The 14,130-nt window shown below is 67.9% G+C and carries 11 protein-coding genes and 3 pseudogenes; 7 read left to right on the forward strand and 7 right to left on the reverse strand.

Features of this window, described 5'->3' with window-relative positions:
• Window positions 1–43: 43 nt before the first annotated feature.
• Together RGU41_RS11950 and RGU41_RS11955 are read right to left on the reverse strand one after the other, a co-directional pair.
• Window positions 44–1,264, reverse strand: coding sequence for a hypothetical protein (locus RGU41_RS11950; RefSeq protein WP_322136317.1), 1,221 nt, complete (start codon window positions 1,262–1,264; stop codon window positions 44–46).
• Between the two features lie 439 nt (window positions 1,265–1,703).
• Window positions 1,704–2,222: pseudogene (locus RGU41_RS11955) on the reverse strand (glutamine synthetase III); the annotation flags it as partial.
• Between the two features lie 203 nt (window positions 2,223–2,425).
• On the opposite strand from RGU41_RS11955, the pseudogene RGU41_RS11960 reads away from it, so the two are divergent.
• Window positions 2,426–4,116: pseudogene (locus RGU41_RS11960) on the forward strand (dipeptide ABC transporter ATP-binding protein).
• 70 nt (window positions 4,117–4,186) lie between these two features.
• Here the strand turns inward: RGU41_RS11960 and RGU41_RS11965 are convergent.
• The 5 genes from RGU41_RS11965 to RGU41_RS11985 form a co-directional block, all read right to left on the reverse strand.
• Entirely contained in the window at window positions 4,187–5,062 is an 876-nt protein-coding gene (locus RGU41_RS11965; protein WP_134447197.1) for an ABC transporter permease, read from the reverse strand.
• Complete coding sequence (locus RGU41_RS11970) at window positions 5,059–6,072, reverse strand: ABC transporter permease (RefSeq protein WP_134558716.1); 1,014 nt, start codon at window positions 6,070–6,072, stop codon at window positions 5,059–5,061. Before RGU41_RS11970 ends, RGU41_RS11965 begins: the two co-directional genes overlap by 4 nt.
• Before the next feature lie 109 nt (window positions 6,073–6,181).
• Window positions 6,182–7,009 (reverse strand): ABC transporter substrate-binding protein, encoded by an 828-nt coding sequence (locus tag RGU41_RS11975; RefSeq protein ID WP_322136318.1) that lies wholly within the window; start codon window positions 7,007–7,009, stop codon window positions 6,182–6,184.
• Complete coding sequence (locus tag RGU41_RS11980; RefSeq protein ID WP_322136319.1) at window positions 6,913–7,812, reverse strand: ABC transporter substrate-binding protein; 900 nt, start codon at window positions 7,810–7,812, stop codon at window positions 6,913–6,915. Before RGU41_RS11980 ends, RGU41_RS11975 begins: the two co-directional genes overlap by 97 nt.
• Before the next feature lie 128 nt (window positions 7,813–7,940).
• Window positions 7,941–9,194, reverse strand: a complete 1,254-nt coding sequence (locus RGU41_RS11985; RefSeq protein ID WP_322136320.1) for an aminotransferase class III-fold pyridoxal phosphate-dependent enzyme — start codon at window positions 9,192–9,194, stop codon at window positions 7,941–7,943.
• A 169-nt stretch (window positions 9,195–9,363) separates the two neighbouring features.
• On the opposite strand from RGU41_RS11985, the gene RGU41_RS11990 reads away from it, so the two are divergent.
• From RGU41_RS11990 to RGU41_RS12015, 6 genes and pseudogenes are all read left to right on the forward strand, one after another.
• The gene (locus tag RGU41_RS11990) at window positions 9,364–9,954 is read left to right on the forward strand and encodes a TetR/AcrR family transcriptional regulator (protein ID WP_134447203.1); all 591 of its coding nucleotides are present in this window, start codon (window positions 9,364–9,366) and stop codon (window positions 9,952–9,954) included.
• A 76-nt stretch (window positions 9,955–10,030) separates the two neighbouring features.
• Window positions 10,031–12,079, forward strand: coding sequence for a Bcr/CflA family efflux MFS transporter (locus tag RGU41_RS11995; protein WP_322136321.1), 2,049 nt, complete (start codon window positions 10,031–10,033; stop codon window positions 12,077–12,079).
• Window positions 12,080–12,257: 178 nt separating this feature from the next.
• Window positions 12,258–13,067, forward strand: a pseudogene (locus RGU41_RS12000) (glycosyltransferase); the annotation flags it as partial.
• A 71-nt stretch (window positions 13,068–13,138) separates the two neighbouring features.
• A complete protein-coding gene (locus RGU41_RS12005) occupies window positions 13,139–13,381 on the forward strand; it encodes a hypothetical protein (RefSeq protein WP_322137417.1) in 243 nt (80 codons plus the stop codon).
• Window positions 13,378–13,992, forward strand: coding sequence for a PIG-L family deacetylase (locus tag RGU41_RS12010; protein ID WP_322136322.1), 615 nt, complete (start codon window positions 13,378–13,380; stop codon window positions 13,990–13,992). Before RGU41_RS12005 ends, RGU41_RS12010 begins: the two co-directional genes overlap by 4 nt.
• On the forward strand, window positions 13,935–14,114 hold the full coding sequence (locus RGU41_RS12015; protein WP_322136323.1) for a hypothetical protein: 180 nt from the start codon (window positions 13,935–13,937) through the stop codon (window positions 14,112–14,114). Before RGU41_RS12010 ends, RGU41_RS12015 begins: the two co-directional genes overlap by 58 nt.
• The last annotated feature ends 16 nt before the right edge of the window (window positions 14,115–14,130 follow it).

Genomic DNA, 14,130 nt, shown 5'->3' on the forward strand with positions numbered 1-14,130 from the left:
GCAGAAACAGGCTGACCGGGCGGAGGACGTACGTGCTCTGCGGTTACAGGATGAAGAGCATCTCCTGGTAGGTCGGGAGCGGCCACAGGTCGTCCGCGACGATCTCTTCGAGGGCATCTGCGGCGGCGCGGACCGCGGACATCGCCGGAAGCAGCGCGTCGCGAGCGTGCTCGGCCTCGCCGAGTGCGGTCTCTTCCGATCCGCCGGCCAGCGCGTCCCGGAGCACGGCGAGCGCGGACCGGAGCTTGGTGATCGGGGCGGACACCTCGCTCAGTGCGGCGTGGTCGGGTTCAACGCCGGCGGCCGTGAGGGCGCCGATGTTGATCGCGAGTTCGGTCTGGTGACGCACGGCGGCGGGGAGGATGACCGTCGCCCCCATCTCGAGCGTGAGGCGCGCCTCGACACCGATGGTGAGAGCGTACTGTTCGAGGCCGATCTCATAACGGCTGTGCATCTCGCGGTGGTTGAAGACCCTGTACTTGTCGAACAGGTCCATTGCCGACTCGGTGATGAGTTCGGGCAGCGCGTCGAGGGTCGTGCGCAGGTTTGCGAGCCCGCGCTTCTCCGCCTCGATCGGCCAGGCATCGGAGTACCCGTCGCCGTTGAACACGACGGCGCCGTGGTCGGTGATGATCTGGGTGAGCAGGCTCTGCACGGCCGTGTCGAAGTCAGTGCCACCGGCGACGGCGGCCTCGAGCTCGGTCGCCGCGTAATCGAGCGACTCGGCCATGATCGTGTTGATCGTCACCATCGGGCCGGCGACGGTCTGCATCGAACCGGGGGCACGGAACTCGAACCGGTTCCCGGTGAACGCGAACGGGCTCGTACGGTTGCGGTCGCCCGGGTCGGTCGGCAGCACCGGGAGCGTGTCGACGCCGATCACCATCGAGCCCTTGTCCTTGGACGAGGTTGCCGGGCCCTGGGCGATCTGCTCGAAGACGTCGGCGAGCTGGTCGCCGAGGAAGATCGAGATGATCGCCGGCGGGGCCTCGTTGGCGCCGAGGCGGTGGTCGTTGGTCGCGGAGGCGACCGAGGCGCGGAGAAGTCCGGCGTACTTGTGCACCGCGCGGATGACGGCGGCGCAGAACACCAGGAACTGGGCGTTGTCGTGCGGGTTGTCTCCCGGGACGAGAAGGCTGCCGAGCTCGTTGTTGCCGAGCGAGAAGTTGACGTGCTTGCCCGAGCCGTTGACGCCCTGGAAGGGCTTCTCGTGGAACAGGCAGGCCATCCCGTGCTTCTTGGCGACTGACTTGAAAGTCGTCATGAGCAGCTGCTGGTGGTCGGCGGCGAATGTTTCCGCGCTCGAACATCGGCGCGATCTCGAACTGGCCGGGGGCGACCTCGTTGTGCCGGGTCTTCGCGGGGATCCCGAGCTTGAAGAGCTCCCGCTCGGTGTCCATCATGAAGCCGAGCACCCGCTCGGGGATGGCGCCGAAGTAGTGGTCGTCGAACTCCTGGCCCTTGGGCGGCTTCGCGCCGAACAGGGTACGGCCGGAGTTGAGCAGGTCGGGGCGGGCGAGGAAGAAGTGCCGGTCGACGAGGAAGTACTCCTGCTCGGGGCCGCAGAACGAGACGACGCGGGCAGGATCGGTGTGCCCGAAGAGGCGCAGGATGCGTTCGGCATGTTCGCCCATCGCCTGCTGCGAGCGCAGCAGCGGGGTCTTGTGGTCGAGCGCTTCGCCGGTCATCGAGACGAAGACCGTCGGGATGCAGAGGGTGTTGCCGTTCGGGTTCTCGAGCACGTATGCCGGGCTCGTCACGTCCCAGCCGGTGTACCCGCGAGCCTCGAAGGTGTTGCGCAGGCCGCCGTTGGGGAAGCTCGATGCGTCGGGCTCGCCCTGCACGAGGGTCTTGCCCGCGAATTCGGCGAGCGCCGTGCCATCGCCGACGGGCTCGAAGAAGCTGTCGTGCTTCTCCGCTGTCAGCCCGGTGAGCGGGTAGAAGACGTGGGCGTAATGGGTCGCACCCTTTTCGAGCGCCCAGTCCTTCATCGCGGATGCGACGGCATCCGCTACGAGCGGATCGAGCCTGGCGCCGTTTTCGATCGTCGCCATCACGGACTTATAGACGGATTTCGGCAGCCGCTTCTGCATGACGACCTTGTTGAAGACGTTTTCGCCGAAGATCTCTCCCGGCGTCTCAGTCGCTGTATAGCTCGGGGCCGGAGGAACATAAGCCCTTACATCCCTGATCGCTTGACGGCGGGCGCTGTTTCCACTCATGAATACCCCTTTGCTACGGCATGCTGCTCCGCGACTAGGTGCGGATTCGGATGCGCCTAAATCTAGGGAGGTCGCGTGGCGAGGATGTTTCCGATGAATGACGGTTTCAGTCACCAGAACCCCGCGCCGGCCTCTCTTCCAGATTAAACCTGTCCGAAACACTGCATTGACTCGCCGAAACGCGACGCGTTTATGTTGGACGCATGTCCGATAAAACTGCCACGGCGACTGCAGCCCCGGAAACCGCCATCGGGCGGCCGCTGCTCTCGATCCAGAACCTGTCCATCTCCTTCCGGACCGCCCAGGGGTGTTCACCGCGGTCTCCGACGCGAACCTCGAGCTGTCCGCACGGTCCACGCTCGCCGTCGTCGGCGAGTCGGGCTCGGGCAAGTCGACGATGTCCGCGGCGATCAACCGCCTGCTCGCACCGAACGCGACCATCACCTCCGGGAAAATCCTCTTCAACGGCGTCGACCTCGCCCACGCCTCCGAGGCGCAGATGGCCGGGGTGCGCGGGGCCGGCATCGGCCTCGTGCCGCAGGACCCGATGTCGAACCTCGACCCGGTCTACCGGATCGGCCACCAGATCACCGAGGCCCTCGAGGCGCATGGCGCAACGCCTTCCGCCGCACGCATCCGGGCGATCGAGCTGCTCAGGATGGTCGGAATCCCCGAGCCCGAACGCCGCTTCCGGCAGTTCCCGCACGAATTCAGCGGCGGCATGCGTCAGCGCGTGCTCATTGCGATCGGGCTCGCCTGCCGCCCACAGCTCCTCATTGCTGATGAGCCGACGAGTGCCCTCGACGTCACCGTGCAGCGGCAGGTCCTCGACCAGCTCTCGGCACTGACGGAGGAAATGGGCACAGCGCTCTTCATGATCACGCACGACCTCGCCCTCGCGGCCGAGCGCGCCGACGAGGTGCTCGTCATGTTCCGTGGCAGCATCGTCGAGCATGGCCCGGCACGCCAGATCCTGGAGGATCCCCAGCACGAATACACGAAGCGCCTGCTCCTGGCGGCGCCGAGCCTCGCCGTGCGCCGCGGGGAGACGCGGGCGGCGACGCCCTACGCGACGCATCAGGCCGCAGGAACGGGCCATGTCGATAACATCATCGAGCTCTCCGAGGTACGCAAGGAGTTCGTCGTGCGCAGCGGGTTCCTGTCGCGCCCGCAGCGGTTCGTCGCCCTCGCCGGCTCGACCTTCAGCATCCCCCGCGGCAGCACCGTCGCGATCGTCGGCGAGTCCGGCTCGGGTAAGTCGACGACGACGAGACTCGTGCTCGGGCTCGACGCACCGACCTCCGGGTCGATCACCTTCGAAGGCGCCGAGACAAGCGGCTTCACGAAGAAGGAACTCCTCGACTTCCGTCGCCGGGTCCAGCCGGTGTTCCAGAACCCGTTCGCCTCGCTCGACGCACTCTTCACGGTCGGCGCGACCATCGTCGAACCCCTCGTCGTCCACGGTTGGGGCACGAAGGAATCCCGGGCTGTCCAGCTGCTCGAACTACTCGACGCGGTCGCCCTCCCCGCAGAGACCGCAGACCGCTACCCGCACGAACTCTCCGGTGGCCAGCGCCAGCGCGTCGCCATCGCACGCGCGCTCGCGCTGCGGCCGGAACTCATCGTGCTCGACGAGGCGGTGTCCGCCCTCGATGTTCTCGTGCAGGCGCAGATCCTCGACCTGCTGATGCGACTCCAGCATGAATTCGGCCTGACCTACCTGTTCATCAGCCACGACCTCGCCGTCGTGCGGCAGATCAGCGACTTCGTGCACGTGATGCGGAACGGCGTCATCGTGGAGAGCGGCACCCCGGAGGAGATCTTCGACTCGCCCCGGGAGTCGTACACGCGGGAGCTGCTCGCCGCGATCCCCGGCGCCCGCATCGCGAGCTGACCCCCGCCGGACCAACGAAGCGGCGCCCGGACACAGTCCGGGCGCCGCTTCCTGTTGTGCTGCCGGCGACTCAGCGGCGGGTGGCCTTCACGTCGAGGGCGTCCCGCAGGCCGTCGCCGATGAAGTTGATCGCGAGCACGATCGTGAGCATCGCGAACCCGGGGGCCGCGGCGATCCACGGCTGATAGAAGTTCTTGGCGCCGTCGGTGATCATCGCACCCCACTCCGGCGTGGGCGGCAGGGCGCCGAGGCCGAGGAAACTCAGCGAGGCGACCAGCAGGATGACCTGGCCGAGGTCCATGGTCGCGTTGACCAGGATCGGCGTCAGCGACTGCGGCACGATGTGCCGGAACAGGATCCGTGGACCGCTCGCCCCGATCGCCACGGCCGATTCGACGTGCTCCCGCTGCTTGATCGAGAGCACCTGACCGCGCATCAGCCGGGCATAGATCGGCCACCAGACGATCACGATCGCGATCAACGCGTTGTTCAGGCCGGGGCCGAGCGAGGCGGCGACCGCCATCGCGAGCAGGATCGCGGGGAATGCCATCGTCATGTCCGCGATGCGCATGATCACGGCATCCACCCAGCCGCCGAAGTAGCCGGCCACGGCGCCGAGCACGCTGCCGATCGTCACCGAGACGACGATCGCGACCGCGGCGATCGGGAGCGAATAGCGGGCACCGTAGAGGGTGCGGCTGAAAACGTCGCGACCGAGCGCATCCGTGCCGAACCAGTGCGTCCCGCTGGGCGCGAGCAGCCGTTCGCCCACCTGTTTGATCGGGTCGTACGGCGCGATCCACTGCACGCCGACGGCGGCGACGATCCAGAAGGCGAGCACGACGTATCCGAAGATCATCGGTGGGCGCAGCCAGGCGGATGCCGACCCGCGCTTCCACAGGTCGCGGGCGTTTCCGGCCAGGCTGGGCAACGAGATCGCGGTCATGCGAGCCTCACTCTCGGGTCGACGACGGCGTACACGATGTCGGTGGCCAGGCTGGCCAGGAGGAAGATGGCACCGCCGACGAGGGTGACCCCGTTGATGGCGGGGTAGTCGAGGGTGCGGGTGGCGCCGACGGCGTACGAGCCGATCCCGTTCCAGGAGAAGATCTGCTCCACGAGCACGGCACCGGTGAGCAGCGCGCCGAACGCGAAGCCGACGATGGTGACGACCGGGGTGAGCGAGTTGCGCAGCACATGATGCCGCATCACGAACCCGTCACTGAGGCCCTTCGCGCGCACGGTGCGCACGTAGTCCGCGTGCATCTCATCGAGCATCGAGGCGCGGACCAGCCTGCTGATCGTGCCGACCAGCCCCCAGCCCAGGATGAACGCCGGGAGGATCAGGTGGCTGACCGCGTCGAGGAAGAGCGGAATATTGCCGGCGAGCAGTGAGTCCACCGTGTAGAAGCCAGTGACGTTCGCGGGAGGTTCGATCCTGGCCGAAAGCCGGCCGGGGCCGGGGAGAACGCCGAGCTGGGCGTAGAAGACGAAGAGGAAGACGAGGCCGGTCCAGAAGACCGGGAGGGACGATCCGAGCAGGGAGAAGAACCGGCTCAGGTGGTCGGCGAAGCGGTCCTTCCGGCTCGCCGAGATCACGCCGAGGGCGATGCCGCCGAGTGTGCCGATCAGGAGGGCGACGATCGTGAGCTCCATCGTGGCCGGAAGACGGCTGAGCAGGTCGCTCGTCACGCTCGATTTGGTGCTGAAGGAGGTGCCGAGGTCGCCCTGGAAAAGGTGACCGAGATAGTTCAGGTACTGCGTGAAGAGGTCCTGGTCGAGGCCCCAGCGCGCCTTGGCGGCGGCGACGATCTCGGGATTGTTGAGGTTGCGTTCGCCGACGAGCGAGGCGATCGGATTCGCCGGCAACAGCCGCGAGATCACGAAAGCGATCGTCACGATGCCGAGCAGGAGCAGCGGCAGGATGGCGATCCGTTTGAGGATGAAGCGAAGCATCTGGAACTCCGTAAAGTGCGGGGCGACGGTACAGTGCGGGGCGACGGTACAGGGCGACAGTGCGGGGCGTGGACCGGGTCCGCGCCCCGCACTGTCGCTGGGCAGTGGCTTACTTCGTGAGCCCGAGCGCCCCGAGGTCGACGTTGCAGCACGGGCTGTACGTCACCCCCGTGATGTCGCTCGCGTGGGCCATGATCAACTGCGGATTGACGATCGGCAGGATATTGACGTCGTCGGCCATCAGTTGGGCGAGCGCCTGGTAGCTCGCCGTGCGCTCCGCTCCGGTCTGGGCGAGCGCAGTCGTGAGCCCGTCGACCTCGGCCTGGTTGACCGTCTTGCCGGCCAGAGAGGCGAAGTTGGCGACGTATCCGCCGTTCGGGATCAGGCCGAAGTACTGCACGTACTGGCTCGAGTCCGTGTGGTCAGGGGCGAAGTACACGGCCGTGATCGGGGTTCCTTTGCCGCCGATGACGTCGGCCCACTGGCTGAAGTCGACCGGCGTCAGTTCGAGCGTGATGCCGACCGAAGCGAGGTTCTGCTGGATGGCCTGCATCTGCAGGTCGAGGTCGACGCCGTATGCAACGATCTTCGGGTACGTCGAGCTGATCGTGAAGCCGTCCGGGTAGCCGGCCTCTGCGAGCAGCGCCTTCGCCTTCGTGACGTCGTAGCTCGGCAGGGCGACCTTCTCACTTCCCTCGAAGCCGTTCGGGATCGGAGAGCCCTGCAGCTTCCCGTAGCCTGCGACGAGGGTCTTGACGATGTTGTCGTAGTCGATGGCGTCCTTGATCGCCTCCCGCACCCGGACATCGGCGAGGGGAGCCCCGCCCTCTGCACCTGGCATCAGGGCGATGTATGTGTAGTTGAACGAATCGACGGCCGCCGTCGTGACCGTCGGGGTGTTCTTGAGCTGGTCCAGGGCGTCTGGGCTGATCTGCATGGCGATGTCGACGTCACCTTGCTGGAGCTGCTGGAGCTGCTGGAGCTCGAGTCGGTGACCTCCTTGAGCGTCACGGTGTCGAAGGTCGGCTTGGTGCGCCAGTAGTTCGGGTTCGCCGTGAGCTTCACGGCACTGTTGGCCGTGTAGCTGTCGAGGATGTACGGGCCGCTTCCCGCGGAGTTGGAGAGGAACCAGTCTTCTGCGGTGTCCGCAGTCGACGCGTCGGCCGCGGCGGATGCACCGTGCTCGCTGGCGACGTCACTGTTCACGATGCCCAGGTACGACGCCGCGACGATCGCGAGGAACGCGGAGTTCGGCGCCGCGAAGTTGACGACCACGGTCTTCGCGTCGGGGGTGTCGATCGAGGACATGCCCGCGAGCAGGTAGGAGGCGCTGCCCTTGATGTTGGCGAGGCGCTCCAGGCTCCACTTGACGTCCTTCGGCTCGACGGGCGAGGCGTCCGAGAAGGTCGCCGCTGGGTCGAGTCCGAAGGTGAACTGGGTGTTGTCGGCGTTCGCGGTGAAGGTCGAGGCCAGCCCGGGCTGAAGGGTCTTCGAGTCCTCTGGACTCACGATCACGAGCCGGTCGTAGAGTGCCGTGAAGACGATCTGGCAGGTGTCGCAGTAGCCGCGGTCGGGGTCGAGGGTCGTCAGGTCCATCGCCCTCGCGATCACGAGATCGTGTTTCGCGACAGCCGTCGTGGCCGCTCCGACGCTGCAGCCGGTCAGCAGCAGGGTTGCGGTCGCGGCCATCGCGACGAGGGAGCGCCATTTGAAGCGGGTGGAGCGTTGTTTCGTGTGCACGTGAGTCTCCTCTGTTGGTTGCGGACCCGGCCGTCCCGCCGGTTCTCAAGGTGGCTGCAGCGTCGGAGCCTGGGTGCTGATGGTGGAAGGGTGGCGATGGTGGCAGCTGAACGGGTCAGTCGAACGGGTCAGCCGAACAGGGCGCGCGTCTCGGCGAACGCGTCGTCGGTGCGCTCGAGCGCCCACGCGACATCCGTTTCGGTGTGCGCGGTGGAGAGGAACCAGTTGTGCGCGGGGTGCAGCAGCACGCCGCGCCGGACCGCCGCGTCGGTGAAGGCCGCGGCTGTCGCGAGGCTTTCGTCGTCCTCGAAGCGCAGGAACGGCATCACGGGCGGCCCGCTCTGGAAGACCGTGAAGCCGTGCGCGGCGGCCTGGCTCTGAAGTCCGTCGCGCAGGAGCTGGCCGACCCGGTTCATCTGGGCGGGGGTGTCGGTCGCCTTGAGCAGGCCGATGTTGGCGATCGCGGCCGCCATCGCTGCACCCGCGTACCAGAACGATCCGGTCGCGAAGATGTCGGCGGCCGACTGGCGGAGGGAGTCGATGCCGACGACCGACGAAATCGCGTAGCCGTTCGCCATTGCCTTGCTGAAGGCGGTGAGGTCTGGATCGATGCCGAGCGGTTCCCACGCGCCGCCGGTGTGCAGTCGGAAGCCGGTGCGGACCTCGTCCATGATCAGCACGGCGCCGATCCGGTCGGCCAGCGCCCGCACTCCCCTGGCGAAGGCCGGGTCGACGATGTACTGGTCTGTGGAGCCGGGGGCGTCGTGCCGGAATGGAGAGAGGATGATCGCCGCGGCATCACCGCCGGCTTCGGCTGCGGCAGCCTCGAGCGAGGCGAGGTCGTTGAACTCGAAGTCGATGATGTTTGCGCGGTCCTCCGGCGTGCTGCCGAGCGGGTTCGGATTGAACCAGGCATTCGCGCCGTGGTAGGCCGTGCCGCCCTTGAGCAGCTTCTTCCGACCCGTCGCCGCCCGGGCGATCGTGACCGCGAGACTCGTGGCGTCGGTGCCGTTCTTGGCGAACATGGCCCAGTCGGCGTGTGCGACGGTGTCGACCATCAGTTCGGCGAGCTCGACCATGCGTGCGGTCGGGCCACCGAGGGCGTCGCCGCGCTTCTGCTGGGCCAGCGCTGCCGCGTCGACGACCGGGTTCGCGTAGCCGGAGATCATCGGGCCGAAGGAACACATGAAGTCGAGATATTCGTTTCCGTCGACGTCCCAGAGGCGGTTGCCCTTGCCCTCCGCATAGAACTGGGGGAACCCCGACGGCATCAGGGCCACGTTCATGTGCCCGTACATCCCGCTTGGGATGACCTTCCCCGCGCGGGCTCGCAGGGCGGCGTCAAGGGGCAGTTCGATCTGTTGTGGTGCTGTGATGGTCATCCCTGGCTCACTTCCTCGTCTGTGCTGTCCTCACAGTTTTTATGACACGCGTCCGAAATAAGTTTCTGCCCTGTTACAAGCGAGTAAATTAACTCATGCGTCCAAAAACCGGGGACTCGCCGATGGGTTCCCGCAGTCGACTGGGGCGAACGAGGAAGAGACACAACACATGCCGAAGATTGTCGACCACGAGGAACGGCGCGCTGAGGTGCTCGAGGCCACCTGGCGGGTGATCGCGACCCGCGGACTTGACGCGGCCACGGTGCGCCAGATCGCGAAGGAAGCCGGCGTTTCGAGCGGCGTGCTCGCCCACTATTTCGCAGACAAGGACGACATCCTCGTTCAGGCCCACCGCCTGGCCTATGACCGGGTCTTCCGCCGCGTCGAGGAGAAGATCGGCCGGTCAACCGGGATCGAGGCACTCAGGGCCACGCTGTATGAGACGCTGCCGATGGACGAGAACCGGCGGATCGAGGCCGTCATCGACATCAGCTACATCGGCAGGGCACTCAACGATCCCCGCCTCAAGCTGGTCCGGCAGGAGTCCGCGCAGGTCGCTCGGGACTGGTGGCTCGGGGTGCTGACGTCGACCGCGGCGGGTGGGCACCTGGCCGTCGACACGAATCTCGGACTGCTCGTCGACCAGATCCTGGTGTTCATCGACGGGATCTCGCTGCAGTCGGTACTGTTCCCCGACCTGATGACTCCGGAGCTTCAGAAGCAGCTCGCCGACGACCTGATTGCCCGCATCCGGGCCTGAGCCCACGCGGCAAGACGCTAGGCTCGCTTTATATTGGACGCTCGTCCGATAATAATGCGACCGAACGGAGCGCCCCATGCCGCCGACCCGACTCCCCAGGATCACTCTCAATACCGGGGCGACGACCCCGCAACTCGGTTTCGGCGTCTTCGCGATGGACGACGAGGCGACCGCTCGTGCGGTCGAAGCGGCCATCGCCGCCGGGTACCGCTCGATCGACACGGCCGCCGTCTATCTCAACGAGCGCGGCGTCGGTATCGGCATCCGCCGGAGCGGTATTCCCCGCGGGGAGCTCTTCGTCACGACGAAACTCTGGAACACGCACCACCTGACCGCGGGCGAGGAAGCCAGGAACAGCCTCGATCGCCTCGGACTCGACTACGTCGACCTGTATCTGGTGCACTGGCCGGTGTCCTCCGTCGGAACTCACCTGCGGGCCTGGGACGGCCTCGAAGACGTCAACCGCTCCGGTGCCGCGCGGTCGATCGGCGTCTCCAACTTCTCGCGGGAGCAGGTCGAGGAGGTGATCGCGCTCGGCGGGACGGTCCCGAGCGTGAACCAGATCGAACTGCACCCCCTGCACTCACAGCCGGAGCTGCGCGCCTTCCACGCCGAGCGAGGCATCGTGACCCAGGCCTGGTCGCCGCTCGGCCGCGGCCTCGCCCTCGGCACATCCGAGATCGCCTCGATCGCGCGGGCGCACGGGGTCACGGAGGCGCAGGCGATCCTGCGCTGGCACCTGCAGCTCGGTACCGTTCCCTGCCCAAGTCGGCGTCCGCCGACCGGATCAGGGAGAACATCGACATCCTCGGCTTCGAACTCGACGCAGAAGACATGGCGACCATCGACTCCTCTCTGTCGGCCGTCGCGTCGACGAGTCGTACTACGAGTGGGCATGACCGCGTCCGCGCACCCGGGCGAACTGCTCAGCCGGGGTCACCGCCTGCGGTACGTGTTCATCCTCGGCGCCCTGACCGCGCTCGGGCCGTTCACGATCGACCTGTACCTGCCCGCCTTCCCCGCGGTCGCGGCGGCACTGCACACCTCCGAGTCGGCCGTGCAGATCACCCTCGCGGCCACGACCATCGGCCTCGCCGTCGGCCAGCTCGTTGTCGGCCCCTGGAGCGACGTCATCGGTCGGCGCCGGCCGCTCATCGTCGCGACCCTCGTCCACATCCTCGCGTCTCTTGCCTGCGCGTTCGCCCCGAACGTCGAGGCGCTGACGGCCTTCCGCTTCCTGATGGGCGCGGCGGCGGCGGCCGGCGGCGTCGTGTCGCTCGCGCTCGTGCGTGACCTCTTCTCCGGAATCCCGATGCTCAGGATGCTGTCCCGGCTCGGCATGGTCAACGGGCTCGCCCCGATCGTCGCGCCGATCCTGGGTTCGCAGTTGCTGCAGTGGATCGACTGGCGGGGTATTTTTGTGGTGCTCGCCGCATACGGTGCGGTGATCGCCCTCGCTTCGGTGATCGGCATCCGGGAAACCCTGCCGATCGAGAACCGGATCCAGTCGGGCATCCGTGCGCTGCCGGGTCGGATGGGCAGGCTGCTCCGGGACCGCCGCTACCTCGGACTCGCCCTGGTCGGCGGTTTCGTCTGGGGAGGCGAGTTCGCCTACCTCGCCGGTTCACCGTTTCTGTTCCAGGGCGTCTACGCGTTCTCGGTCGCGCAGTACGGGCTGTTGTTCTCGGTGAACGCCCTCGGCTTCGTGCTCGGCACCCAGCTCGGGGCGCGCCTTGCCGGCAGGCTGGCCCCGCAGTGGCTACTGGCCCTCAGCACGACCGTGCTCGTGATGTCCGCCCTGGTGATCTGCACCGCAGCCGTCTGGGGCTGGGGGCTTCCGCTCGTCGTCATCCCGCTCTGGTTCTCGATCATGGCCGTGGGGGTCTGCATTCCCTGCGTGCAGGGCCTCGCCCTCGCACCCCACGGGGCGGAGTCCGGACTCGCGGCGTCGCTGCTCGGCGCAATGAACTTCACCGTCGCGGGAATCGTCACTCCGCTGGTCGGGGTGTTCATCACCGGTGACGCACTCGGAATGGGAGCGGTCATGCTCGCCTGCGCCGTCTTCGCGAGCGCGGCCCTGTGGTGGCTCGTGCGGCCGCGATCTGTGCCGGCCCTCGCCCGCTGACCCATTCGACGGAGTTCGGCAGGGCGGGTTCAGGCGACTGCGTTAAGATTCACGGGTGTCCCCCGCAGCCTCCCGCCTCCGCATCGCCCTCGTCTCCCTGCACACCTCGCCGGGTGACGAGCCTGGATCCGGGGACGCCGGCGGCATGAACGTCGTGGTGCGCCAGCAGGCGGAGGCCATGGCCGCTGCCGGCCACACCGTCGACATCGTGACCCGCCGGTCCTCGGCCACACTTCCCGACGCCGTCGTCCTCGCACCGCGCCTCACCCTCCGCTTCCTTCAGGCCGGGCCGGCGAAACCCATCAGCAAGGGGGCGCACGAGGCGGTCATCGACGAATTCCGGGTCGGCCTGGCCGCCCTCGGCGACTACGACGTGATCCACTCGCACCACTGGTTCTCCGGCATGGCCGCGCTCCCGCTCGCCCAGGGCCGCGGCATCCCGCACGTGCAGAGCTTCCACAGCATCGCCGCAGACCCCTCGACGCCGCTCTCGGCCGGCGAACGGCCGGAGTCACCGGGGCGGATGCGCGGCGAAGCCTGGCTCGCCCGCGAATCCGACGCCCTCGTCGCGATCAGCAACGCCGAGGCCGACACGATCGTGACCAGGCTCGGCGGCTCGCCAGAGCGGATCTTCGTGGTCTCCCCCGGGGTCGACGCAGAGCTCTTCCACCCGGCGCCGGGCATCCGCACTACCGAGCAGGACCCCGGCTACGCGATCGTCGCCGCCCGCCTGCAGCCGCTCAAGGGACTCGACCTCGCGGTCGAGGCGATAGCGGCGGTCCCTGCGGCACTCCGGCCGGAGCTCATCATCGCGGGCGACGCCTCCGGCGACTTCGACGGCTATATCGATGGCCTCCGTGACCTCGCCGAACGGAACGGGATCGCCGACACCGTACGATTCCTCGGCCCGCAGACCCGCGCCGATCTCGCGGCGCTGTTCCGCGACGCCAGGGTCGTGTTGATCCCCTCCCACTCGGAGACTTTCGGTCTGGTCGCCCTCGAGGCGGCAGCGAGCGGAGTGCCCGTCGTCGCCTCCGCGTCAGGGGCCTCCGCGAAGCCGTGCTCGACGGCGACACCGGGATCGTGCTCGGCTCCCGCGACCCGCAGGCCTGGGGCGCGGCGATCACGACCCTGCTCGGCGATCCCGACCTCGCCCGCCGGCTGTCCGTCGACGCCCGCGCCCGCGCCGAACGCCTCGACTGGCCGCGCAGCGCGCGGGGTCTTCTGGACGTGTACCGGGGCTTGCTCGAGCCGTGCTCCGCGGACGAGTACGACGACCGACGCGGGCTGCGGATCGCGTGAGCATCCTCGACGGCCTCCCGGTCGTCCTGCTCGTGCACGCGCACCCCGACGACGAAACCCTCACCACCGGAGCCCTCGCAGCCGAACTCGTCGCGCGCGGCACCCGGGTGTCGCTCCTGACCGCCTCCCGTGGCGAGCGCGGCGAAGTCGTCGCCGGGCCGCTGTCCGGGCTCGAGGGCACCGCGGCGCTCGCACGCGTTCGCGAGGACGAGCTGGACAGAGCCACCCAGGTCCTCGGGATCGCCGACCGATTCTGGCTCGGCCAGGCTCCCGCGCGCGCCGAAGGACGGCCGCCGCGCCGCTACCGTGACTCGGGCATGAGCTGGATCCGGGAGGGACTCGCCGGTCCGGCCGCGGACGCCGACGCCGATGCCCTCTATGTCGCTCCCCTCGACGAGGTCACGGCCGATGTCGTGGCGCTCATCGGGCACGTGCGGCCCGCCCTCGTGATCAGCTACGACCACGGCGGTGGTTACGGCCACCCCGACCACGTGCGCATGCACGAGGCGGCCCGTGCGGCATGCCTCGCCGGGCAGACCCCTTCGCCGAGATCGTGCTCGATCCGGCAGCGGATGCCGAATGGCTCGACCTCGAGGCCCGTCGCGCCGTGACGACGGCCGCCCTGCGCTGCTACCGGAGCCAGCTCACGGTCACCGGCGACGGCCTGCATCTTGTGCATTCCGGTGGCCAGCATGAGGCGATCACGACGTCGATCGGGTTGCGCGCCCGCTGAGGTGTCGATTCGGGGC

It is taken from the genome of Cryobacterium sp. 10C3 (genome assembly GCF_034314285.1).
GTDB classification, from domain to species: Bacteria; Actinomycetota; Actinomycetes; order Actinomycetales; family Microbacteriaceae; genus Cryobacterium; species Cryobacterium glucosi.